Below are 23147 nucleotides of genomic sequence, written 5' to 3'. Positions count from 1 at the left end.
CGCCATGGACAATCGATAGGCCGGAACCGATTGTCAGGGGATCGCTTAGACGGGGTCCGCCGGCGGGGCCGTCTTCGCGGCCGCGTACTGCAGGTAGCCGCGCGCGCGCAGCTCGCAGGCCGGGCACTTGCCGCAGCCGTAGCCCCAGTCGTGCAGCGCGCCGCGCTCGCCCAGGTAGCAGGTGTGCGTGCCCTCGCGGATCAGGTCCACCAGGCCCTGGCCGCCCAGGCTCTCGGCCAGGGTCCAGGTCTGCGCCTTGTCCAGCCACATCAGCGGCGTCTCCAGCTTGACGCGGGTGTCCATGCCCAGGTTCAGCGCCACCTGCAGCGCCTTCATGGTGTCGTCGCGGCAGTCCGGGTAGCCGGAGAAGTCGGTCTCGCACATGCCGCCCACCAGCACGTTCAGGCCGCGCCGGTAGGCCAGCGTGGCGGCCACGGTCATGAACATCAGGTTGCGGCCCGGGACGAAGGTGTTCGGCAGGCCGTTCTCTTGCATCACGATCTCGATGTCCTCCGTCATCGCCGTTCGCGACAGCTGGGAGATCAGCGACAGGTCGATCATGTGGTCCTCGCCCAGCCTGGCCGCCCACTCCGGCTTGTACGCGCGCAGCCGCTCCAGCACTCGCGGACGCACCTGCAGTTCGATGGCGTGGCGCTGGCCGTAGTCGAAACCGATGGTCTCGACGCGGTTGTAGCGCTCCAGCGCCCAGGCCAGGCAGGTGGTGGAATCCTGGCCGCCGCTGAACAGGACCAGTGCCGCATCTGTAGCTATCATTTTATTGCCTTTAATAAATCTTTGTAGAACGCCATCGTTCCGGACTATCCGGTAACATGCGGGGTGCACCATCCACCTCACGAAACCGGCGGGACCACGAATTTTGGCACATTCCTTCACAAAAGTAATGGGCAAGCCTGCCCTGGCCCTGGCCATCGCGTTGATATCGGCGGCGGCGCCCGCGTTCGTCCGGGCGGCCGAAGGCTACCCGTACACGGTGCGCGTCAACGCGCCCGGACCGCTGGACGATCTGCTGCGCGACAACCTGGACCTGCTGCGCTTCCGTAACAGCCCGCGCATGGACCGCGAACAGCTGCTGCGCATGGTGCGCGCCGCGCCCGAGCAGGTGCGCACGCTGGTCGCCACGGCCGGCTATTACTCGCCCGTGGTCGGCGCGCGCCTGGAGGGCGGCGACGGCGGCGGCGCCAACCCCGTGGTGGTGGTGGACGTGCAGCCCGGCGAGCCGGTGCGGGTGGACACGGTGGAGATCGCGCTGCAGGGCTTCGCGTCCACGCCGGAGTCGCCCTTCGACACCGAGGCGCTCAAGGCCAGCTGGACGCTGTCCAAGGGCGAGGTGTTCCGCCAGGACGAATGGGAGCGCGCCAAACGCGCCCTGCTGCGCCAGGTGGTGCAGACCCGCTATCCGCGCGCCCAGCTGACCGAGAGCCTGGCCACCGTCGATCCGGACCGGCGCACCGCCGCGCTGCGGGTGGCGCTCGACAGCGGGCCCGAACTGCGCTTCGGCGAATTGCGCATCGAGGGCTTGAAGCGCTATCCGGAATCGGTGGTGCGCAACCTGAACCAGATCAAGCCGGGCGAGTACTACAACGAGGCGGCGCTGCAGGCCTACCAGTCGCGCCTTCAGGACACGGGCTACTTCGCCAGCGTGGAGGTGAGCGCCGACACGTCCGCCGTGCTGAGCGAGCAGCTGGACGCCGCCGCCGAGAAGCGGGAGGACCCGATGGCGGCGTCGCCCACCGATCCGGCCGCGATGGCGCCGCTGCCGCTGCTGGTGCGGGTGGTCGAGAACAAGCGCCGCAACGTCAGCGCCGGCGTCGGCTACAGCACCAACACCGGCAACCGCGCGCAGCTCAATTACGACGACCTGGCCATCTTCGGCCTGAAAATGAAAAGCGCGCTGACCCTGGAGACCAAGAAGCAGACCGCGCGCGGCGACTTCTATTTCCCCGTCACGCCGGACGGCTACAGCGACAGCTTCGGCGCCGCCTACGAACGCAGCGACATCGAGGGCGAGGAGACCACCGTGTTCACCGTGTCCGGCAAGCGCGCCTGGGGCACGCCGCTGCTGGAGCGCAGCGTCGGCCTGGAACTGCTGACCGAACAGAAAAGCGTGGCCGGCCAGCGCGGCGCGCGCGCCACCAGCCTGCCGCTGACCTACTCGGCCACGCGCAGGAAGGTCGACAACCTGCTGTTCCCGACCAAGGGCTATGTGCTGAACTGGCAGCTGGGCGGCGCCCTGCTGCCGCTGCTGACGGACGAACCCTTCATCCGCGTCAGCGCCAAGGGCATGCGCTACCTGCCGTTCGGCGCGAAGCAGAGCGTGATCCTGCGCGGCGAGGTGGGCGCGCTGGCGTCCAGGCAGAAGGAGGGCGTGCCCGCCGTCTACCTGTTCCGCGCGGGCGGCGACCAGTCGGTGCGCGGCTACGCCTACCAGGAGCTGGGGGTCGACGTGCTGGGCGCCACCGTCGGCGGCCGCTACCTCGCCACCGCCAGCGCGGAGTACCAGTACTGGTTCAAGCCCGCCTGGGGCGCCGCCGTGTTCTACGACGCGGGCAACGCCGCCGATTCGCTGAAGGACCTGCATCCCAAGTCCGGCTACGGCGTGGGCGCGCGCTGGAAAAGCCCGGTCGGCCCGATCAACGTGGACCTCGCCTACGGCCATGCCGTCAAGAAGGCGCGGCTGCACTTCTCACTGGGGTTCACTTTCTGATGGCCGGCAACGACGACAACGACCGCCCGGGCACACCGGCCGCAACGACGGCGACACCTTCCCGCCGCTGGCTGCGGCGCGGCCTGATCGCGCTTGCCGCCGTGGCCGTGCTGCTGGGCGGCGCCGCATGGCTGCTGGGCCGCGAAGCCACGCTCCAGCAGATCGTGCAGCGCGTGGCCAGCGCCAGCGGCGGCCAGATCGCCGCCACCGGCGTCACCGGCTCGCTGTACGGCCGCATGCACATCGACCGCCTGGTCCACCGCACGCCCGAGGGCGTGCTGACGGTGAACGACATCACCATCGACTGGTCGCCGCTGCAGTACTTCTCGGACGGCGTGGCCATCAGCGAACTGCACATCGCCAGCGCCGTGCAACAGACGCTGAAGATCGGCGAGCCGGCCAAGCTGCCGGACACGCTGGCCCCGCCCTTCCGCCTCGCCATCGCGGACGCGCGCCTGGACCAGCTGACCCTGACCGGCCTGGCCGGAGCCAGCAAAGGCAGTGAAAACATCGTCACCGCCATCCGCTTCAAGCTGGAAGGCGACCGCGCCGCCTGGCGCCTGCGCGACGCCAGCGCGATGACGCAGGTCGGCCGCGTGAACGCCGAGGGCACGGTGGGCGCGCAGCGTCCCTTCAAACTGGAGGCCAAGGCCAGCCTCACGCAAACCACCGGCATCCCGGCCGGCGCGCAGCCCGCGCGCCTGGCGCTGAGCGCGGGCGGCACGCTGGCCCTGGTGGAACTGGCGGCGCAAGGCACGTCCACCAACGCCAGCGGCGACGGCATGCTGACCCTGGCGCCGTTCGATCCCATCATCCTGCGCGCGATGGACATCAAGGGACGCGGCATCAATCCCGCCCTGTTCAATCCCGCCTGGCCGCAAGCGGACCTGAGCCTGCAACTGCAGGCCCGAATCGCGCCCAACCAGGCCGTGAGCGGCAAGCTCTCCGTGCTGAACCAGGGCCAGGCCGGGCCGCTGGACCAGCACCGCGTGCCGCTGCGCGCCATCGACGGCCAGCTGGGCGGCACGCTCACCGCCACGACCGTCGACAACGTGATGGTCGATCTCGGCGCGGCCGGCCAATTCGCCGGCGGCGGCCGCATCCAGCGGCCGGCGATGGACGCGGGCGTCGACGCGGCGGCGTTCCAGTTGCACACCGCCAGGCTGGACCTGCACGCCATCCACGGCAGCATCCACGCCACCCGCATCGCAGGCGACATCACGCTGGGCAGCACCGGCGACACGCAAACGCTGATGGTGAACCTGGCGCAGGCGGGCCTGCGGCTTGAGGCGCAAGCCACGCTGGCCGACGCGCTGCTGCGCGTGAAGCAGGCCCGCATCGTCGCCGGCAAGGGCAGCGTCAATCTGAGCGCGGAGGCCAGCCTGAAAGACCAGCAGCCCTTCTCCGCCACCGCCACCATCGCGCGCTTCGATCCGTCCGCGCTGGGCGCCTACCCGGCGGCGGACCTGAGCGCCAATATCGACGCCAGCGGCAAACTGCTGCCGGCGCCGCGGGTGGACGCCACCTTCAAGCTGGGCGCCAGCCGCTACCTGGGGCAGGCGCTGTCCGGCGGCGGGACTCTGCGCGCGCAGGCGAAACCCGTCAATGCGAAACCAGAGGCAAAACCCGGGGTCAGTCCCGCCGGGACTGACCCCGGCCCTTCGCAGCTGGTTTTAGGAGCCGACGCCAAACTGGCCCTCGGCAAGAACACCATCGCCGTCACCGGCGGCTTCGGCGCCCCCGGCGAACGCCTCGCGTGGCGCATCGACGCGCCCCAGCTGTCCGCCGCCGCCAGCGACCTGGCCGGCGCCTTGACGGCCAGCGGTGTCGCCACCGGCACCTTCGCCGCGCCCCGCTCCAGCTTCGACGCCTCCGCGCGCGGCCTGGGCCTCGCCTCCGCCAGGAAGCCCGTGCCCGACAGCGTGCTGCAAGCGACGGGCGAAGTCTGGCTCGCCAACGGCGCCGCCGAGATCAAGGCGGCCGGCAGCGCGCAGCGCTTCAACCCCGCCGCCTTCGGGCCGTACGGCACGGGCAGCATCAACGCCGATTTCAGCGGCGCCGGCAGGCTCGCCGCCGACTGGCGCGGCACGCTGGACCTGCGCCTGCAGCCGTCCACGCTGTCCGGCGCGCCGCTCACCGGCTACGCCAAGGCGGCGGCCACCCACGCGCACATCGACAGCACCGACATCGACCTGCGGCTCGGCCCCAACAGCCTGCAGGCCAAGGGCGGCTTCGGCGCCCCGCGCGACCGCCTGGACTGGAAAGTGGACGCGCCGCAGCTGGCGGCCCTGGGCACGGGCTTCGGCGGCACGCTGCGCGGCGCCGGCACGCTCACCGGCACCATGGCGCAGCCCGCGCTCAGCCTGGGCATGGAGGGCGCCGGCCTGCGCCTGTTCGGCCAACACCAGATCAAGGCGCTGAAGGCCAGCGCCAGCGTCGGCTCCGGCCAGGGCGCCAACGACCCGATGAACAGCGAGCTGGAAGTGACGGGCTACGCCTCGCCCGGCCTCGCGCTGGACAAGGCGCGCTTCCTTTCCAGCGGCACCCGCGGCGCGCACACGCTGCAACTGTCCGCCGCCAACGCGGAATTCGACGCGCTGGTGAAAGTGCGCGGCGGCTCCGAGCAAGGCGACTGGAAGGGCGTGATCGAAACGCTGCAGAACAAGGGCCGCTTCGCCCTCGCGCTGCAGGCGCCCGCGTCGCTGCGCCTGGTGGCGCCGCCGGGCGCGGGCGCCGCCGGCCTGGCGCGGCCCGAGCAGATCACGCTGGCGGGCGCCGTGGTCAAACTGGCCGATGGCACCATCCGCATCGACAGCCTGGAGAAGAACGGCGCCCGCTGGCGCAGCAAGGGCGCGGCGGCCGGGGTGCCGGTCAGCTACCTGGCGCAGCTGTCCGACCTGTGGCGCGACAACATCGTCAGCGACCTCACGCTGGGCGCCAACTGGGCCCTCGATATGCAGGCGCCGCAAGCGAAAGGCGCCGCGCCGGCGCTGGAGGGCGCGTTGCGCCTGTACCGCGAAAAGGGCGACGTGACCGTCATCAGCGGCGAGAAGCCGATCGCGCTGGGCCTGCGCCAGCTGGAGGCGCGCGCCAACGTCGTCGGCGGCGCGCTGCGCGTGCAGCTGGACCTGGACGGCGCGCGCGCCGGCAAGGCCCATGTGGAGGCGAGCACGCAACTGGCCGACGGCCGCGTCGCCAGCGGCGGCGCGCTGGCGATGACGGGCAACGTCGACATCGGCTCCATCGCCTGGCTGGCGCCGCTGGGCGGCATGCCGGGCCTGGAGCTGGACGGTTCGCTCCAGGTCAACGCCACCGCCTCCGGCACCATCGGCGAGCCGGTGCTGAACGGCGACATCAACGGCGAGAAGCTGGTGGTGAACTGGGCCGAACAGGGCGTGAAGCTGCGCAACGGCCGCCTGCAGGCCAAACTGGCCGGCGACCAGCTCCAGCTCCAGCGCCTGTACTTCGACGGCGACAGCGGCCACGCGCAGGCGGACGGCTGGGTGAGGTTCGCCAATGCGGAGGCGACCATGCAGCTCAAGCTGGTGGCCGACAAGCTGCAAGTGCTGTCCCGCCCCGACCGCACGCTGGTCGTCAGCGGCAGCAGCACGCTGGTGCGCGACCAGAAGCACTTCCAGCTGGACGGCAAAGTGAAGGCGGACCGCGCCAGCATCGAGCTGGCGTCCGAGAACACGCCCACCATCAGCGACGACGTGGTCATCCTCGGCCGCGCCAAGCCGGGCAAGGCCGGCGCGGGTGGCGCCGCCGTTCCCGCCATGCCGCTCAACGTGGACCTGGAGGCGGACCTGGGCGACAACTTCCGGCTCAAGGGCAAGGGGCTGGACGCGGAACTGGCCGGCACGGTGCGGGTGCGCATCCTGGACCGCCGTCCGCCGCGGGCCACCGGCAGCATCCGGGTGGTCAGCGGCACGTACGCGGCCTACGGGCAAAAGCTCAGTATCGAACGGGGCGTGCTCAATTTCACCGGCGCCTACGACAATCCCGGCCTCAACATCCTGGCCGTGCGCAAGCGTCCCGAGGGCGAGCAGCTGTCCGAGACCAATGTCGAGGCGGGCGTGGAGGTGCGCGGCACGGCGCTGGCGCCGCAGGCCAAGCTGGTGTCCACGCCGTCCGTGCCGGACAGCGACAAGCTGTCCTGGCTGGTGCTGGGCCACGGCATGGCGGACACGGCGGGCAATGAAATGGCCCTGCTCGGCACGGCGGCCGGCGCGCTGTTCGGCGGCACCGGCGGCGGCATCGCCGGCAAGCTGGGGCTCGACGAGCTGGGCGTGTCCCAGGCGCAGGGCAGCACGCAGGCCAAGGGCCTGGAAAACACGGTGGTCACGGTCGGCAAGCGCATCTCGTCGCGCGCCTACCTCAGTTTCGAGCAGGGCGCCGGCACGGCCACCAGCCTGGTCAAGCTGCGCTACAAGCTGAATCCGCGCATCACGCTGCAATTCCAGACCGGCACCAACAACGCGCTGGACGTGCTGTACACCTGGGCCTTCGACTAGCTCGGATTATGGTCGGGCACCGGATCATCCTGCGGCACGGGCGGGTCCGGATGGTGGTGGGGATGCACCGGGCGCTCTTCGGGGACGGGATCGTCTGCCGGCGCCGGGTCGGGCGCGCGGTGGGCGTGGATGCGGGGCTGCTGGTGCGTGATTGCAGTGTCCATGCTGGTCTCCTGTGCGAAGTACACCATATGACACTACCACAACCGCCCCCCGCACGCATTCCTGCCTTGTGGTAAGCTGCACGGCCCTGCTCCAGGGCGTTCCCCCGCACCGATCACCATGAAAACTATCGCCGTCGTCGGCGCCGGTATCACAGGCGTGACCACAGCCTACGCATTGTCGAAGCGCGGCTTCGACGTCACGCTGTACGAGCGCCACCGCTATCCCGCCATGGAAACCTCCTACGCCAACGGCGGCCAGCTGTCCGCCTCCAACGCCGAGGCGTGGAACCATTGGTCCACCGTGCTGCGGGCGATGAAGGGCATGTTCTCCCCCGGCGCGCCGATGCGCGTGCATCCCGCGCCCACCTGGCACAAGCTGAGCTGGTTCGCCGAATTCCTGGCCGGCATTCCCCGCTACCACGCCAACACGGTGGAAACGGCGCGCATGGCGATCGCCGCGCGCGAGCACATGTTCGCCTGGGCGGCCGAGGAAGGCATCGACTTCGACCTGCGCCGGCAGGGCATCCTGCACATCTACCGCGACAAGCCCGCCTTCGACACGGCCATGGGCGTGACGCGCATGCTGGCCGAGGGCGGCCTGCGGCGGCGCGCGGTGACGCCGGACGAGATGCGCGCCATCGAGCCCACGCTGAGCGGCGACTATTACGGCGGCTTCTACACCGACAGCGACGCCACCGGCGACATCCACAAATTCAGCCACGGCCTGGCGGCCGCCGCGCGCCGCCGCGGCGTGGCCACGCGCTACGGCGCGCGGGTGTCCGGCCTGTCCACCGACGGCCGCTCGGCCACCGTGAGCGGCGTGGTGGACGGCGCGCCGTCGCGCGAGCGCTACGACGGCGTGGTGGTCTGCGCGGGCACCGCCAGCCGGGCGCTGGCCGCGCAGCTGGGGGACCGCGTCAACGTCTATCCGGTGAAGGGCTATTCCATCACGGTGGCGCTGGACGACGCGGCCAGCCAGGCGGCGGCGCCGGTGGTCAGCCTGCTCGACGACGCGACCAAGATCGTCGCCAGCCGCCTGGGCGAGCGCCTGCGCGTGGCCGGCACGGCCGAGTTCACGGGCTTCAACCGCGACATCCGCGACGAGCGCATCCAGCCGCTGGTGGAATGGGTGCAGCGCTGCTTCCCCGGCGTGGAGACGCGGCGCGTGGTGCCGTGGGCGGGATTGCGGCCCATGATGCCGGACATGATGCCCCGGGTCGGACCCGGCCGTTCGCCGCGCGTGTTCTACAACACGGGGCACGGCCACCTGGGCTGGACCCTGTCCGCGATGACGGCGGAGATGGTCGCCGATGCGGTGGCGGCGGCAAGATCCTGAGCCGCGGGCACGCTTGCTTTACAATCGAGCTTTCCGATTTTTAGCGCCACCCCATGGAATTGACCACTGTCGCCCTGCTCCTCCTCATCCCGCTGCTGATCTGGCGCATCTACCTGCGCCTGAAACGCATGCTCGCGCGGCAGGAGTCCCTGATGGGCAAGCACTGGATGTCCGCCGTGGCCTTCTCCGTGTTCCTGGTGTGGATGGCCGCGACCATGGCCGACAACGTGCTGGCCGTGTCCTGCCTGGGCGCCGGCGCGCTGGCGGGCGCCTGGCTGGGCTTCTTCGGCTTCAAGACCACCCACTTCGAGGTCTTCGGCACCCGCGTCTATTTCACGCCCAACCTGCGCATCGGCCTGGCCGTGTTCATGCTGTTCGCCGGCCGCATGCTGTACCGCGGCGTGGAACTCTACATGAGCAACCACCTGCAGGCGCATCAGCTGGTGTCGCAGAAGGACTTCGTGCAAAGCCCCGGCACCACCATCATCCTGGGACTGCTGGCCGGCTACTGCGCCGCCTATTCGTCCCTGATGATACGCTGGCGCCAGGCCCACAAACCCGCGCCGGAGCCGGAACTCTGAATCACATCAGGCTTTGCAGCGCCGCCCGCGTGGAAGCGTAGCGGAACGCGAAGCCGCTCTCCCGCAGGCGCGCCGGCGCCACCGCCTGCCCCTCCAGCAGCAAATCGGCCTGCTCGCCCAGCATCAGCCGCACCGGCCAGCCGGGTGTCGGCATGAAGCAGGGACGCACCGCCACGGCGGCCGCGATGCGCATGAACTCGCGCTGCGTCACCTGCTCCGGCGCCGTGAAGTTCCACGCGCCGGCCACGTCGGCGCCCTCGCCGCCCAGGCGCGCCAGATGCGCCATCCCCCGCAGCACGTCGTCCACGTGGATCCACGACATGCGCTGCCCGCCGCCGCCCATGGGGCCGCCCATGCCCAGCTTGACCGGCAACAGCATCATCGGCAGCGCGCCCTCCGTCCCCATCACCAGACCGAAACGCATGCAAGCCACCCGCACGCCGTGTGCCGACGCCGCCCGCGCCGCCTGCTCCCACTCCTGGCACAGGCGGGACATGAAGATGTCCCGCGGCGGCGCGTCCTCCGCCAGCGGCGTGGCGTCGTCTTGCGGCTGGATGCCGTAGTAGCCGATGGCGGAACCGGACAGCATCAGGCGCGGCTTGTGCTCGGCGCGGGCGATCCAGTCCACCACCTTGCTGGTCAGTCCGACGCGGCTCGCGCGCAGCGCCGCCTTGCGCGCCGGGGTCCAGCGCCAGCCCAGGATGCGCGCGCCGGCCAGGTTGATGACGATGTCGATGCGCGTGGCCGGATGCAGCTGGTCCATGCCCTGGACGCAGCGCACGGCGCCGTCGAATTGCCAGGCGGCCTGCCTGGGCTGGCGCGTGAGGATGGTGACCTCGTGGCCGTCCCTCAGCAGCGCGGCGACCAGGCGCTTGCCGATGAAACCCGTGGCGCCGGTGACCAGGAAGCGCTGGCCGGACGGGCCGAAATCCAGCGCCTGTTCCACCGGGCCGGCCTGCGCCGCGCGCGACAAGGCCAGCGACGCCAGCGCGTCGCGGACGCCGGACAGGCCGACGCCGACGCCGCACAGCGACAGGAACACGGTTAGCCAGCCATGCGTCTGCCAAACCAGGCCGGTCGGCATCGCCCACCAGTCGAGGCAATTCATCGTCAGCAGGGCCACGAAGGCGCCGCCGTTCATCGCCAGCACCGTGTGCGTGACGCGTTCCGTGGCGGGCAGGAGCCGGGTGCGGTCCTCGACCACGAAGTCCCACAAGGTCAGCACGATCTCCACGCCGAACAGGAACAGCAGCGCCAGCGCCCACCAGCCGTGCCACGTCCACGCGGACAGGCCGATGAACAACACGCTGTAGATCAGCGCGCGCACCGCGTGGATGCCCAGTTCGCGCTGCGCCGACCGCCGCCGCGGAAGCGCCTCGGTCAGCTCGTGGTGGTACAGCGTATCGAAGGCGCCCAGCAAACCCTGCACGGCCATCAGTTGCAGGGCCAAAAAATGCGTGTTCATGACGTGCTCCCGTTTTGCCCGGCGACGCGATCATGGCGCCACAGCCAGGCCAATGGCAGGATCATGGCGACGACGGCGAAGCAATCCAGCCATACGTTGGTCCAGACGCCGGCGCGCAGCGACACCATGACATCCTGCGGCGCCCAGACCAGGATGCCGGCGGCCAGCCACGCCCAGGCGGACGCGCTGCGCTGTTGATCGGCGATGCGCACCAGCGCGACCATCCAGACGCCGACCGTCTGCACGGTGGGGCCGAACAGCGCCATCCACCAGGCTTGCTGCGCCAGCGCGGCGGGCGGCGCCGGTTCGGCCGGCCAGAAAGCCAGCACAATGCCGCGATGGTAGCCGTCCAGGAAGGCGGCGTCGGCCAGCCAGGGCAGCAGCGCGCCGACCAGCAGGTGCGCCACGGCGGCCGCGTAAAGCCAGCGCACCAGCCAGGCGCGAAGCGGTTCCGCGACCACGTCGGGATGGGAGGCGGGCATCATGCGTTCCAATCGCGCAGGCGGCGCATGGAGGCCAGGCAGAACGGGCAATGGCCGTCGTAGTACAGCGTGAACCGGGCGGTCTCCATGATCAATGCTCCTTGTCGTCCGGGCCGATGAAGCGGGCGATCTTGCCGCCCATTTTGAACAGCTTCATCATGGTGGCGGGCGGCAGGTGCTTGTAGTCCTCGTAGCTGGAGCCCAGCATCTCCATGAATTCCAGCACGCTGGCCATGCGGTCGCGGGTGGCCGCTTCCAGCGCGGCATCCTGCTCGGCCTCGATCGCGCACTCGCGCAGCACGGTCAACGTGGGGTCGATCTCGCGCTTCTTGCGCTCCTCGATGATGACCTTGAAGATCTCCCATACGTCCTGCAGCGCCAGGAAATGGTCGCGCCGGTCGCCCATCACGTGGCTGATCTTGACCAGGCCCCAGCTTTGCAGCTCCTTCAGGCTGTTGCTGACGTTGGAGCGCGCCACGCCCAGCGTTTCAGTGATCTCCTCCGCGTTCATGGGCGCGTTGGCCAGGAAAAGCAGCGCGTGGATCTGCGCCACCGTGCGGTTCACGCCCCAGCGCGTGCCCATCTCGCCCCAGTGGAGGATGTACTTCTGCATGGTTGGACTGAGCTGCATGACGATTTCCTTAATTTCTGTTGTTACAGAAATTTAAGACAAGACTTCATTGAAGTCAATCAAATTCCGGGGTGGGGTTGCCAAAACAACATCGGTGTCAGGCGCGACATTCGGACATTCCATGCAAGAAATGTCCGAATGTCGCGCCTGACACCGATGTAGTGAGAGCAACTTTGGGGGCTAGGCGGCTTGGGCCGGGGTGCGGCGCTGGAGCACGAAGATGGGTTGGGCCCATTGCGTGTCTTTTTTCTTTTTGCTGGTGATCAGCGTCAGCTCCGATGGGTCGTAGACGTCGGTGTTGTGGGTCAGCGGCGTCGTCATCAGGTATTGGGCCTCGGTGTTCTTCAGGAACTCGCCGACCAGCTGGATGTTGCGGATGTCCAGGTGGGCGAACGGTTCGTCGATGAACACGAAGCCGCCGGAACCGTCCTCGGACTTCAGCAGCCCAATCAGCAGCACCAGCGATTTCATCACCTGCTGCCCGCCGGACGCCTCGCCGTCGTTCATGCCGATCGGCCCCTTGCCGTCGAACTTGAAGCGCACGTGCAGGCCGGCTTGCGCCAGTTGCAGGTCGTCGTCCTCCAGCCGCACCGGGTCGGTGTGGACTTCGATGTTGGCCAGTTCGCCCAGCTCCTTGATGTTCTTGCTGTACTGGCGGATCGTGTAGCGCAGCCGCTCCATGTAGGCGGCGCGCGCGTTGACGGTCGCTTCGATGGCGCGGTTGTTTTGATATCGCCGCTCCTCGGTCTCGCTCTGGCGGCTCTTCAACTGGTCGTTCAGGCGCGCGTACTGGTCGATGACCGTGGCGTCCAGTTCCCAGTCGCTGCGCGCCAGCGAGTTTTCCAGGCTGTGGATGCGCAGCGCCACCTGGTGCGTGTTGTGGTACTCGGACACCAATCGCGTGCGCCGCGCGGGACGGCGCCAGTTGTGCGGCATGTGCCGCCACTGGCGGCGCAGCGCGAGCAGCGCCTTGGCGTGGTCGGTGCGCTGTTCCAGCACGCGCTTGTGGTTCAGGCGCAGCCCCGCTTCGGCCTCGGACAGGTTGAAGCGCGCGTTCTGCCAGGTGGTGTCGGCACGGGTGCGGGCCACGGTGGCGTTCTTGATCAGGCCTTGCAGTTCGCCCAGGCGCGAGCCGACTTCGAGGCGTTCGCTGCGCAGCGGCACGGCGCTGTGCGCGGCTTCGTCGAATTCTGCCATGCGCGCGGCCAGTTCCTTGGCCGCGTCCACGCCGGCCAGGCGCGCTTTCAACGCGCTGACTTCGGAGGCCAGTTTGCTGATGGCGAGGGTGTACGTGTCCTCCTGCGCCTCCAGCGCGGGGATGCCTTTCTGGATCGCTTCCATGCGCTGCGTGCGGCCGGCGGAACCGAAGCGGTAGCGCGAGGCCTCGACGAACAGCGAACGGCCGCCGCGGCGCTCCTTGTGGTAGGCCTCGGGCGTGATCCATTCCTCGACGTTGCCCAGGCGCGCGCCCTCTTCCACCGAATCCACGCGGGTGATGCGGGTCAGCTGTTCGATCAGCCAGCCCGGCGTCTTGTCGGTGAAGCGCACCACCGACATCAGACTGTCGCCCTTGGTGGTCGGCGCGGTGACCAGGTCCGGCACGATGAAGTGGCGGTAGCGTTCCTTCTCGGCCAGGCGGTAGGCGGCGGCCGCGTCGCCCGGCTTGTCCAGCAGGACCACGGAGGCGTAGCCACCCAGCACGCCCTCGACGGCGCCCTGCCAGCGCGGGTCCGTCACTTCGACGATGTCCGACAGCATGGCGTGGCCGATCTTGGCGTCGTTCAGCGCGCGGCGCATGGCGCGCACGTTGTCCGGCTCCGGCATGGCGGTCTTGCCCTGCAGCGCGGAGATGGTGGCCTTGTCGGCGGCGATGCGGGCGGCGATGGCGTCGCGGGCCTGCTTCTGGCGCGCCAGTTCGCCTTCCTTCTCCTCCAGCTGCGCGCTCACCTCGGCGATGTCGGCGCCGGAATTGGCGGCCAGCGTCTGCAGGCGGGTCTTCTGTTCCAGCAGGCTGTCCAGCGGCTTCAGTTTGGCGTTGATGACGGACAGGCGGCTTTGCAGCGCGGTCGATTCCTGTTCCAGCACCGTTTCATGCTGCTGCGCCTCGGTCAGCGCCTTGACCTGCGCGGCCAGCGCGGTGCGCTTGTCGGCCAGCAGCTGGTCGGCCACCAGCAGCGGCTTGCGCGCTTCGCGCAGCTGGCGGCTGATGTTGGCCTGCTTTTCGCGCGCCTCGTGGTATTCCAGCGTCGGCAGCACTTCCTCCTGCAGGTTGCGGCGTTCCTTGTTCAGGTCTTCCCACTGGTGGTAGTTGGCCACGCGCAGGCGCAGGCCTTCCAGGTTCGTTTTCGAACCCTCCAGTTCCGCCTCGAAGCGCTTCAGTTCCTGCTCGGTGTCGCGCTGGTGGCGCTTGGCCTCGTCGTAGGCGTCCAGCACCTCCTTGTCGCCGAACACCTGGAACACCAGGTCCAGCAACTGGCGCGGCGCGTATTCGCACAGCTTGTCGGTCTCGCCCTGCTCCAGCGCCAGCACTTTCGCCATCGCGGGCGACAGGCCGGCGTTGGCCAGGCGCTTGCGGTAGTTTTCCACGCCGAGCCAGTCGTTGGCCTCGGTGACTTCCTCGATCTGCACATTCCCGGGACGCATCAGGTACTGGCGCTTCCAGTCGCCGCCGTTCTTCTGGATCTGGCAGAACAGCGTCACCTCGTCGTCGGAGAAGAAGCCGGAGCTGCGGAACGGACGGTTCGACAGCTGGCGGCCCTGGGCCTTGTTGTCCACCACGGCACGCAGCCAGGCGGTCTGCTGGCCGGAGTGGCGGGCGTAGTGCTTGTAGGTGCGGCCCATCGAGCAATCGAGCCCGAACAGGGTGCGCATGGCGTCCAGCAGCGTGGTCTTGCCGGAGCCGTTCTGGCCCGCGATCGTGATGATCTTGGCGTCCAGCGGAATGTTCTTGATGCGCTGCCAGTAATCCCAGTGGACCAGCTCCAGCGATTTGATGTGAAACATGGCTTAGTCTCGGTTCGGGGTGTCGGAGGGCGCTTCGGCCGGGGCCTCGGGGGCGGGGACGGCGGAGGACTCGGCGGCATCGGCGCCGGCCGGCATGGCGCCGGCGGCGGCGACGTCGGAAGGGCGGCCGCCGGCAATGTCGGCGGCCGCCGCCGCCGCGACGGCGCGAGCGGCTTCGGCGGCGGCGATGGCGGCGTCGGCGACGGCCGATTCGACGGCGTCGCTGTCGCTGGCGGCGGACAGCGCGGCGCCGGTGTCGGCGGCCGCGCTTCGTGCGGCCGCGCTTTCCGCGGCGGCATCGGCGGCGGCGTTCTCCGCTGCGGCGAAGGCGGCCGCCTCGGCCAGCGCGGCGCGCGGAATGTGCACCACCTGCGCCGGCACGCGCTTGAACACGTCGGCCAGCGCGCCGTTGACGATGCGCTCCTTCAGCAGGTCGGTGTCCATCAGCAGGTCCAGCAGCGGGCCCTCGACGATGATGTCGCCGCGCCGCTCGATGAAGCCCAGCTTGGCCAGGATGCCCAGGTTCATGTCCATGCGGGTCTTCTTGCCCAGCTTGTCGCCGAAGTCGGCCAGCAGGGCCTTGTAGGGGATGCCGATGGAGGTGTCCTCGGCGCGCGGCAGCGGCTTGTCGGTGCCGAACATGTCGTTCTGGTCGTCCTCGGCGTGCTGGTGGGTCTCCTGGCGTTCGCGCTTGGGCAGGATGATCTGCGCCCACAGCACCACCAGCAGGGCCACGCCGTCGCGCGCCAGGCCGAAGTTGTTGTTCTGCCAGACGTCCTTGGCGCCGAAGATCTTCGGCTCGATGTTGCGCGACAGCGCCAGGGTCACGTGGTCGGCGTACACGTTGTCCAGCATCTTCATGCCGCAGGCGGCCAGGCGCTGGTCCACCTCGGCGCGGAACAGTTCATCGGACAGCACGCGCTTGACCAGGCGGTCGTCGCGGCGCAGCGTCTGGTGCGTCAGCAGGCGCGCGATCAGGATTTGGGAATCGTCATTCATCTTTTTTGCTCAGGTCCATGTTCAGGGACAGCGTGGCCATGCTCATCGCGGCCACTTCCATGTCCTGCAGCTGCACCATGGTGTCGGTGGGCGTGAAGCTCACGGGCAGGCGCGCCAGTTCGGCGGTGGCGCCGGTGAGGCTGGCCTCGGACTCGTCGCCCAGCAGCGGCAGCAGCGAGGCGCGGTAGGACGCCACCGCGAAGCTGGCGGGCAGCAGCGATTCGTGCACCTGTACCGCCTTGGGCGCCTCCTCGGCCACGCTGGGGAAGTTGCCCAGGGCGGCGAAGTCGGACAAGCGGGCCAGCCAGTCGTCCAGTTCCTTCTGCATGGCGGGGCCGTCGTCCAGGGTGGTGGGCGCGTCGGTGCCGGTGGGCAGGCCATTTTGCACGGCGCCGTTGGCGCGTTCGGACAGCAGTTCGGTTTCAGCCACGTCGATCATTTCGGCAGGAGTAATAAACAGCGGCATCACCGGCTGGTCGATCGCGCCTTCCGCCAGTTGTGCCAGGTCTTCATGTTCAAGCAGCCAGCGCTTGATGTCGGTGGTGGACAGGCCGGACTGGCCCAGGTGCACCCGCTGGCGTTCGATCTGGTTCAGCGCGCGCGAGAACATGCCCTGCATGTTCAGCAGCGTGCTTTGCGCGCGGCCGATGGCCTGCGCGGCCTTGTGGGTGGCGCCGTCCGCGTTCTCGTCGCTGGTGATGGCGCGCAGGATCTCGGAGCCCTTCTCCACCCAGTCGCAGGCCATGTGCCACTTTTCCTGCGAGGCGCGCAGGCGGAACTCGGAACCGGAGGCGATGGCGTCGCGGAATTCCTCGGTCAGGTCGTTCAGGCGGCCCAGCAGGTGCTGCAGCTGCTCCACCGTGACGCCGCCCACCGCCTGGGCGCCGGCCACCTGCGACAGCAGGAAGCCCATCTCGGCCTCGTCCTCGTTCTGGTTCAGGCCCAGCAGGCTGTCGATGGCGGAGAGCACGTTGCGCGCCATCGGCGTGACGCGGTAGACGGCCTGCTGCGCGTCCCAGGCCAGCAGCTGGTTCGAGCGCAATCGCATCAGCACCGTTTCCAGGCTTTCCGGCAGCAGGTAGGCCAGGCGCGTGTTGATGTCGCCCCGCGAGAAGGAGGAGGTGGCGGTGTCGTTGGCCAGTTCGCGCAAGACCAGCAGGCGCACCAACACGCCCTCGAAGCCGCCGTGGAACAGGGCCGTGAAGACTTGCAACAGGGGCTGGGCGCGCTTCAGGTGGTAGACCTGCTCGATCTCGTCCGCCGCGACGTGCGGCTGGAAGTGCGCCTGGAGCGCGTCCTGCTGTTCCTGCTCGGTGGGGTTCGCGTCCGCGGCGAGGGCCGCATTTGCCATTATGTCTATCATTCTGCTCCGGGTTGCCATTCTGTACACGCCCCGTGGCCGACTCGTCGCGGGGGGGCGTCAGTATAGCAGTTCCGTCCAGCCCACCGGCACGCGGCGCGGCCGGGCCGCGACAGCCGAAATTCAGCCGAAGTTATTTTTTGGTGACTTTTTCAAGCAACTGGTCGACGGTGTCGCCGTCGTCCTCGACGAACAGGATGCGCACCGGATACCAGTCCAGCGACGGCGCCAGCCACAGGTCCACGTGCTGGCCCTGGTTGCCCTTGGGCGGGGCCTTGGTGAAATGGACGGCGTCCACCTGGCCCGCGCCGGTCTGCACCGGCTCGCGCCCCACCACCTTGAACACCCACGGCTCGGCGTCGCGCCGGCCGGCCACGAAGAAGGCCCACTCGGAGCCCGGCGTGAACTTCTCCGGCGCGCCGCGGGCGACGGACAGCAGCTGCCACGGCGCGCTGGTGCGATCCTGCTCGCCGCCCTTGATCGGGTAGCTCTCCTCGCCGCTGCTGAAGGTGATGGTCTTGGCGTCGCGCTGGAAAGTGGCCGTGGTGGGCTCCTTGCGCGCGCGCTTTTCGGTGAAGGTGGCGGGCGCCAGGCCGTAGGCGTCCACCGCGCCCTCGCTGTGGTTTTCCACGATCTTGCCGAACAGGCCGGCATGGCTTTCGGTGTGGATGCTGTACTTGCCGTCGCCGTGGCGCCACTGCACCACGGCGTCGCCGTTGATGGGAATGCTGCCCTTGCGCGCCTTGATGGCGTACGCCAGGTCGGCCGGCGGCGGCAGCTTGAACGGGCGCTTGACGCTCGGATGCTCGCCCACCGCCGCGCCGGCCGACGGGGCGGCGGTGGCGGTGATGGCGGCGGCGGCCAGCAATACACTCGATAACAATTTACGCATAATTACTTTCCGGACGTGTCGTCCATGGTGATCTTGGTGACGGTCTGCGTGGTCAGCGCGCCGTTCGCTTCCGTGTTGCGGATCTGGACCGGGAACCAGTTCAGGCCGGGCGCGAGCCACACGTCGAGCCGCGCCGAATAGGAGCCCGGCCGGGGCGGACGCGCCAGGTGCCAGGTGACCAGGCGCCCCATCTTGGTGTCGATCTCCTCCTCCCCGACCAGCTGGAAGCGGTAGATGTTGGCGTTCTTGTCCTCGCCGACCAGGATGTCGATGTCGCTGCCGAACTGGTTGACGTCCGCGCGGCCGATGCCGCCCAGCTGGAACGGCACGCTGGCCTTGTCCTGCGCGCCCGCCAGCAGCGGGAAGCTGCGCTCGGACGCGGAGAACGTGATGCGCCCGTCGCCGCGCTGGAAATGGGTGGCGGTCTGCGAGCGGCCGCGCCGCTTCTCGGTGAACCTGGCGGGGGCGATGCCGGCGTCGTCGATCTCGCCCTCGCTCACCAGCTCCAGCAGGTTCACGCGCGTGACCAGCATGCTGATGCCGGCCTCCATGCCGACCCGGTACTTGCTGCCGTCGGTGCGCCAGCTCATCACGCCCTCGCCGCTCCACTGGGTGCCGTTGGCGTCGGTGCGCTTGAGTTCCATGTCGAAGCGCGCGGACGGCGGCAGGTTCACCTTGTAGCGCCGCGTGTTCAGCGGCGCCGGCGCCGGGCTGGCCTGGCGCTCCGCGGGGCCGGCCACCGCGTCCGGCGTCGATTGTACGGCAGGCGGCTCGGGGACGGCGTCCGGCTGGGCGGGCGGCGGCGATGGCGGGGGCAAGCCCTGCGCGAGGCCGGCCAGCGCGTCCGAGAAGGCGTCCGTCTCGGACGGGGCGGCAGCGGGCGCGGCCGGGTCGGCGTTGGACAGGGCGCCGGGCATGGCGGTGGGGGCGGCGGCGCGGCGCGGCGCCGGCCTGGGCGCGGGTTGGCGCGGCTTGGGCGCGGCGGGGTCCAGCGGCCGCACCTCGGGCACCGGCTCGGTGGACGCGGTGCGCGGCGGCAGCGCCAGCCGCAACTGGGCGGTCATGACGGTGGGCTTGACGGTGGTGCTTTGCTGGGCGCCCAGACGCGTGCCCAGCCAGTCGATGGTGACGAAATGCAGCGCCACCGTCGCCGCGCATAGGGCAAACACTCGGCGGCGTCGGGAAAGGAGGGAAACTAGCGTCATGGCGCTAGTTTAACGCGGGAAGCATCGCGGTCGCTGACATGGCAACACTGCGGAAACGTTGCCTGAAGACATTTCAACGCTAAATTGATCGTCTTGCGAAACCGCAATCGATACGGCGGCCATTTTCACACCATTATGGCTCATCCAGGCCGCCCTCCCATCTCTGGTGTTTTTCGGCAAGATTGACTTTGGAGACAGTGAAATTCCCCACGTGGAATTTGTATTGCGTAGCGCTACACAATACAGCACCATTTGATCCAATAATTTGATCAGGGAAATCCGCCAGAGGCCACGAATGAGCACATCCGATGAGATCCGACATCCTGGCGAACGCATCAAGGCAGAAATCATTCCGCCAAAAATGTCAGTGACGAAAGCTGCTGAGCTAATAGGGGTGGGTCGCCCCGCCCTATCAAACCTACTCAACGGAAAGGCTTCCCTTTCTGGTGACATGGCGACGAGGATCGAGAAAGCCTTCGGTTTTCCCCGCAAGGACCTGCTTGAGATGCAGGCTCAGTACGACGCATTCAAGGCAAAGCAAAAGGATGCCCCTACAAATGCGAAAGCTTACATTCCACCATTCCTATCGATCAGGGCAAACGACCTGGAAGCCTGGGCTTCGCATAATATTTCTGCACGCAGCAGGTTCGCTGTCTTCCTGAGAACGCTTGTGCACTCGACCGGCGGCGGCCTAACGGAAGTAAGCTTCCCGGGCAATGACGATGCCGAACGCGCAGGATGGGACGGTCTTGTCGAAGCAAGCGAAGGAACGGCTTGGATACCTGCGGGCCGCTCCGGCTGGGAGTTCGGCACGAATGAAGATCCTAAAACGAAGGCCGAAAAAGACCATAAGAAGAGCGTGGCGGCAACGACTGCGAGTGAGCGAGCCGCGATGCACTTCATTTTTGTCACTCCCCGCAGGTGGGCAAGCAAGGACACTTGGATTGTCGAGAAAAGAGCCGACGGCGGCTGGAAGGACGTCCGGGCCTATGACTCAAGCGACTTGGAGCAGTGGCTCGAGCAATCGCTTTCCGGGCAGACATGGTTCGCCAACGAGACAAAAGTTCCGGCCCAGGATGTACGCTCGCTGGACAAGTGCTGGGCGGACTGGGCGAACGTGGCAACGCCGCCGCTGCCGGGCACGCTATTCAACTCCGCCATTGACGAGGCCAGACGGAAGTTCGGCGCGCGCCTTGCGAAGCCTCCTGCCGGGCCGATAGTAATTGCGGCGGATTCCACGGATGAAGCTCTGGCCTTCATCGCCCAGTGCTTCAGCTCTGACGGAGGCACGGAACTGGAACCGTTCCGGTACCGGGTTCTCGTGTTCGATAAAACGGGGGTTTTGCCACGGCTAGCAGAAGGAACCCGTTCCTTCATACCGGTCGTCCATTCGCGGGAAGTCGAGGTGGAGCTCGCGCCTTACACGGAGCAGTTGCACTCCATCATCGTGTACCCACGAAATTCCATCAATGCTGAACCGGACATTGTTCTCGAGCCCGTCGGTTTCGATACTTTCGAATTTGCCCTGAAGGGCATCGGTAAGAAACGCGACGAGATCGCAAGCCTCGCGAACGAGTCGGGCCGATCGCTGACCGTCCTGCGCCGCAGGCTCGCGACCGTCGAGGCGGTGCGGAAGCCACTCTGGGCGACTCAGCAGCACGCTCCAGAGAACCTTATCCCGTTCATGCTGGTAGGTGCCTGGCACATGCTAAACGAGACCGACAAGGCAGGCTTGTCCCTGCTGGCTGGCGATCGCACCTTCGACGAACTGGAGAAGGATTGCCAGCGATTAGTCCAGCTGAACGACGCACCGCTCTGGTCCATAGGTACGTATCGCGGCGTCGTCTCGAAGATCGACATCCTTTACGCCATTGCCCGATACGTGACACATGACGACCTGAAGCGATACTTCGACGTCGCGCGAATGGTCCTGGGTGAGGACGATCCGTCCCTAGACCTCGCCGAGGACCAACGCTGGGCGGCGTCCATCCACGGCAAGACCCGCGAATTCTCGGCGGTGTTCCGGCGGGGTATTTCGGAAACCCTCGTCCTGCTGGCAGTCCATGGCGGAAGCCTATTCAAGGGACGCCTGGGAATCGATACGGAGGCGGAAGCAGCTCTGGTAGTGCGCGACCTGCTACCTGTCCCGCTTACCACTCGCGTTCTCGAGGCCAACGACCGCGACTTGCCACTCTATGCCGAAGCTGCTCCGCAGGAGTTCATGTCCATAATTGAACGCGACCTGAAGAGCGCGAGCCCGGCTGTCTTTGGCCTCATGCGCCCAGCAGGGTCTGGGGTATTCGGCAGCCCAAGCCGCACAGGGCTGCTTTGGGCCTTGGAAGGACTTGCATGGAATCCGGTCACGCTGCCCCGCGCAGCGCTGATTCTCGCGAGACTCGCACAGATTGAAATCAACGACAACTGGGTGAACAAGCCGGGACACTCCCTGAGAGCTATTTTCCGCGCCTGGATGCCGCAGACGGCAGCTAGCTACGAGGACCGACTGGGCTTGGTGAAAACGCTGTTCGAAAAATATCCGGACGTGGCGTGGCCCCTCTGCATTGCCCAGTTCGGCAATCACAGCCAAATCGGCGACTACAGCCATAAGCCGCTTTGGCGTCCTGATGGATACGGCTTCGGTGAACCACTCCCGACCTGGGACCCAGTCCATGCGTTCGTCTACGAAATGGTCGAGCTGGCCCTCACCAGGGATCAGTACTCGCTCACGATGCTCCGCGATCTCATCGACCGCCTCCACGACCTGACTAATGCCGACCAGGATCGAGTGTGGGCATTGATAGGAGCATGGGCGAAAACCGCTAGCGACGGCGATAAGGTTGCCATGCGCGAGAAGATCCGTGTTTCCACGCTCTCGCGCCGCGCGGCATTGTTGGCCAAGGCGAGCCGGAAGCCAGCCCGCGTGCCAACCGCAGCGAAGGACATTTATACCGCTCTGGAACCCACTAACCTACTGGACAAGCATGCATGGCTGTTCCGCGACACGTGGATCGAGGAATCCGCCGACGAGCTCGAAGATCTCGAGAACACCGACTACGCGGAACGCGACCGCCGGATCCGAGACCAGAGAACCCATGCGCTGCGGGAAATCTACAATGAGCACGGCATTGAGGGGATACTAGATGTCGCGAATCGTGGAAACACATCGTGGATAGTTGGCGCCCTTTCTACGGAAGGAATATTGGAGAGCGGGGAACTGCTCAGGCTAGTCACGACAGCGTTTCGGAAAATGGGCGCAGGCGAAAGCGCTGTACACGCTTCAGAAGGGCTGATACGCGGGGCGATCGGAGCCATAGCGGATGAGATAGCCCCCTGATTCACCGGACACGGCCTATGCGCTATTCTTACGGATAGGAATAGGACTGTGCATATGACTAGGAACAAGCAAACGATCGAAGTGGTAACCGTGAGCCAGGAACGCCGGCGGCGCTGGTCCGCCGAGGAAAAAGCTGCGCTGGTGCGCGAGACGTATGAACCGGGCATGAGCGTATCGCTGGTCGCACGCAAGCACGGCGTCGGCGCGAGCCAGCTGTTCAACTGGCGCAAGCTTGAGCGCGAAGGCGCGCTGACGGCCGTGACTGCTGGAGAGTCGGTTGTGCCGGCAAGCGAACTGGCGGCCGCCCGCGCGCAGATCGCGCAGCTGCAACGGATGCTTGGCAAAAAGACGATGGAAGCGGAGATCCTGAAGGAGGCAGTCGAGTTCGCTCGAGAAAAAAAGTGGATTGCGCGCTCGCCCTTGTTGGACAAGGACGGCCAGTGAAGGCGGTCTGCT

Annotated in this window: 14 protein-coding genes and 2 pseudogenes; 6 read left to right on the top strand and 10 right to left on the bottom strand. The window is 67.7% G+C overall.

Annotated features, from left to right (window positions below):
* Nucleotides 1–45 precede the first annotated feature (45 nt).
* The gene (queC, locus tag BM436_RS10635) at nucleotides 46–774 is read right to left on the bottom strand and encodes a 7-cyano-7-deazaguanine synthase QueC (protein WP_093555499.1); all 729 of its coding nucleotides are present in this window, start codon (nucleotides 772–774) and stop codon (nucleotides 46–48) included.
* Nucleotides 775–901: 127 nt separating this feature from the next.
* Here queC and BM436_RS10630 point away from each other — a divergent pair, with 127 nt between their 5' ends.
* On the top strand, nucleotides 902–2725 hold the full coding sequence (locus BM436_RS10630; protein ID WP_093555498.1) for an autotransporter assembly complex protein TamA: 1824 nt from the start codon (nucleotides 902–904) through the stop codon (nucleotides 2723–2725).
* Complete coding sequence (locus tag BM436_RS10625; protein WP_093555497.1) at nucleotides 2725–7239, top strand: translocation/assembly module TamB domain-containing protein; 4515 nt, start codon at nucleotides 2725–2727, stop codon at nucleotides 7237–7239. Before BM436_RS10630 ends, BM436_RS10625 begins: the two co-directional genes overlap by 1 nt.
* On the opposite strand, the gene BM436_RS37015 is transcribed toward BM436_RS10625, so the two are convergent.
* Complete coding sequence (locus BM436_RS37015) at nucleotides 7236–7403, bottom strand: hypothetical protein (RefSeq protein ID WP_177307104.1); 168 nt, start codon at nucleotides 7401–7403, stop codon at nucleotides 7236–7238. The genes BM436_RS10625 and BM436_RS37015 overlap by 4 nt on opposite strands.
* Before the next feature lie 118 nt (nucleotides 7404–7521).
* On the opposite strand from BM436_RS37015, the gene BM436_RS10615 reads away from it, so the two are divergent.
* The gene (locus tag BM436_RS10615; RefSeq protein ID WP_093555495.1) at nucleotides 7522–8739 is read left to right on the top strand and encodes a D-amino acid dehydrogenase; all 1218 of its coding nucleotides are present in this window, start codon (nucleotides 7522–7524) and stop codon (nucleotides 8737–8739) included.
* 53 nt (nucleotides 8740–8792) lie between these two features.
* Nucleotides 8793–9320, top strand: coding sequence for a CcdC protein domain-containing protein (locus BM436_RS10610; RefSeq protein WP_093555494.1), 528 nt, complete (start codon nucleotides 8793–8795; stop codon nucleotides 9318–9320).
* Nucleotide 9321: 1 nt separating this feature from the next.
* Here BM436_RS10610 and BM436_RS10605 read toward each other — a convergent pair whose 3' ends face one another.
* The 8 genes and pseudogenes from BM436_RS10605 to BM436_RS10570 all read right to left on the bottom strand — a co-directional run bounded on the left by BM436_RS10605 (nucleotide 9322) and on the right by BM436_RS10570 (nucleotide 19321).
* Nucleotides 9322–10785: a TIGR01777 family oxidoreductase gene (locus BM436_RS10605; protein ID WP_093555493.1), complete on the bottom strand. Its 1464-nt coding sequence runs from the start codon at nucleotides 10783–10785 to the stop codon at nucleotides 9322–9324.
* On the bottom strand, nucleotides 10782–11270 hold the full coding sequence (locus tag BM436_RS10600; RefSeq protein WP_229489904.1) for a cell division protein: 489 nt from the start codon (nucleotides 11268–11270) through the stop codon (nucleotides 10782–10784). The genes BM436_RS10605 and BM436_RS10600 overlap by 4 nt, the downstream gene beginning before the upstream one ends.
* 88 nt (nucleotides 11271–11358) lie before the next feature.
* Nucleotides 11359–11898, bottom strand: a complete 540-nt coding sequence (locus tag BM436_RS10595; RefSeq protein ID WP_093555491.1) for a GbsR/MarR family transcriptional regulator — start codon at nucleotides 11896–11898, stop codon at nucleotides 11359–11361.
* Between the two features lie 180 nt (nucleotides 11899–12078).
* The gene (locus BM436_RS10590; RefSeq protein ID WP_093555490.1) at nucleotides 12079–14901 is read right to left on the bottom strand and encodes an ATP-binding protein; all 2823 of its coding nucleotides are present in this window, start codon (nucleotides 14899–14901) and stop codon (nucleotides 12079–12081) included.
* 294 nt (nucleotides 14902–15195) lie between these two features.
* Nucleotides 15196–15900, bottom strand: a pseudogene (locus BM436_RS10585) (hypothetical protein); the annotation flags it as partial.
* On the bottom strand, nucleotides 15893–17251 hold the full coding sequence (locus BM436_RS10580) for a hypothetical protein (protein ID WP_093555489.1): 1359 nt from the start codon (nucleotides 17249–17251) through the stop codon (nucleotides 15893–15895). The pseudogene BM436_RS10585 and the gene BM436_RS10580, both read right to left, overlap by 8 nt.
* 142 nt (nucleotides 17252–17393) lie before the next feature.
* Nucleotides 17394–18152 carry a DUF3108 domain-containing protein gene (locus BM436_RS10575; RefSeq protein ID WP_093555488.1) on the bottom strand — a complete coding sequence of 253 codons (759 nt, stop codon included), beginning with the start codon at nucleotides 18150–18152 and terminating at the stop codon, nucleotides 17394–17396.
* Nucleotides 18153–18154: 2 nt separating this feature from the next.
* Nucleotides 18155–19321 carry a DUF3108 domain-containing protein gene (locus tag BM436_RS10570; protein ID WP_229489897.1) on the bottom strand — a complete coding sequence of 389 codons (1167 nt, stop codon included), beginning with the start codon at nucleotides 19319–19321 and terminating at the stop codon, nucleotides 18155–18157.
* A 331-nt stretch (nucleotides 19322–19652) separates the two neighbouring features.
* Here BM436_RS10570 and BM436_RS10565 point away from each other — a divergent pair, with 331 nt between their 5' ends.
* Entirely contained in the window at nucleotides 19653–22691 is a 3039-nt protein-coding gene (locus BM436_RS10565) for a HigA family addiction module antitoxin (RefSeq protein WP_093555486.1), read from the top strand.
* A 54-nt stretch (nucleotides 22692–22745) separates the two neighbouring features.
* Nucleotides 22746–23147: pseudogene (locus BM436_RS10560) on the top strand (transposase); the annotation flags it as partial.

This window comes from Pseudoduganella namucuonensis (assembly GCF_900116645.1).
GTDB lineage: Bacteria > Pseudomonadota > Gammaproteobacteria > Burkholderiales > Burkholderiaceae_D > Rugamonas > Rugamonas namucuonensis.
This window is presented reverse-complemented; position numbering and strand designations above follow the sequence as displayed.

What these genes read in the sequence shown, in the direction of transcription:
- queC (WP_093555499.1), bottom strand. Translation starts at nt 774, where the DNA reads ATGATAGCTACAGATGCGGCACTGGTCCTGTTCAGCGGCGGCCAGGAT.
- BM436_RS10630 (WP_093555498.1), top strand. Translation starts at nt 902, where the DNA reads ATGGGCAAGCCTGCCCTGGCCCTGGCCATCGCGTTGATATCGGCGGCG.
- BM436_RS10625 (WP_093555497.1), top strand. Translation starts at nt 2,725, where the DNA reads ATGGCCGGCAACGACGACAACGACCGCCCGGGCACACCGGCCGCAACG.
- BM436_RS37015 (WP_177307104.1), bottom strand. Translation starts at nt 7,403, where the DNA reads ATGGACACTGCAATCACGCACCAGCAGCCCCGCATCCACGCCCACCGC.
- BM436_RS10615 (WP_093555495.1), top strand. Translation starts at nt 7,522, where the DNA reads ATGAAAACTATCGCCGTCGTCGGCGCCGGTATCACAGGCGTGACCACA.
- BM436_RS10610 (WP_093555494.1), top strand. Translation starts at nt 8,793, where the DNA reads ATGGAATTGACCACTGTCGCCCTGCTCCTCCTCATCCCGCTGCTGATC.
- BM436_RS10605 (WP_093555493.1), bottom strand. Translation starts at nt 10,785, where the DNA reads ATGAACACGCATTTTTTGGCCCTGCAACTGATGGCCGTGCAGGGTTTG.
- BM436_RS10600 (WP_229489904.1), bottom strand. Translation starts at nt 11,270, where the DNA reads ATGATGCCCGCCTCCCATCCCGACGTGGTCGCGGAACCGCTTCGCGCC.
- BM436_RS10595 (WP_093555491.1), bottom strand. Translation starts at nt 11,898, where the DNA reads ATGCAGCTCAGTCCAACCATGCAGAAGTACATCCTCCACTGGGGCGAG.
- BM436_RS10590 (WP_093555490.1), bottom strand. Translation starts at nt 14,901, where the DNA reads ATGTTTCACATCAAATCGCTGGAGCTGGTCCACTGGGATTACTGGCAG.
- BM436_RS10580 (WP_093555489.1), bottom strand. Translation starts at nt 17,251, where the DNA reads ATGGCAAATGCGGCCCTCGCCGCGGACGCGAACCCCACCGAGCAGGAA.
- BM436_RS10575 (WP_093555488.1), bottom strand. Translation starts at nt 18,152, where the DNA reads ATGCGTAAATTGTTATCGAGTGTATTGCTGGCCGCCGCCGCCATCACC.
- BM436_RS10565 (WP_093555486.1), top strand. Translation starts at nt 19,653, where the DNA reads ATGAGCACATCCGATGAGATCCGACATCCTGGCGAACGCATCAAGGCA.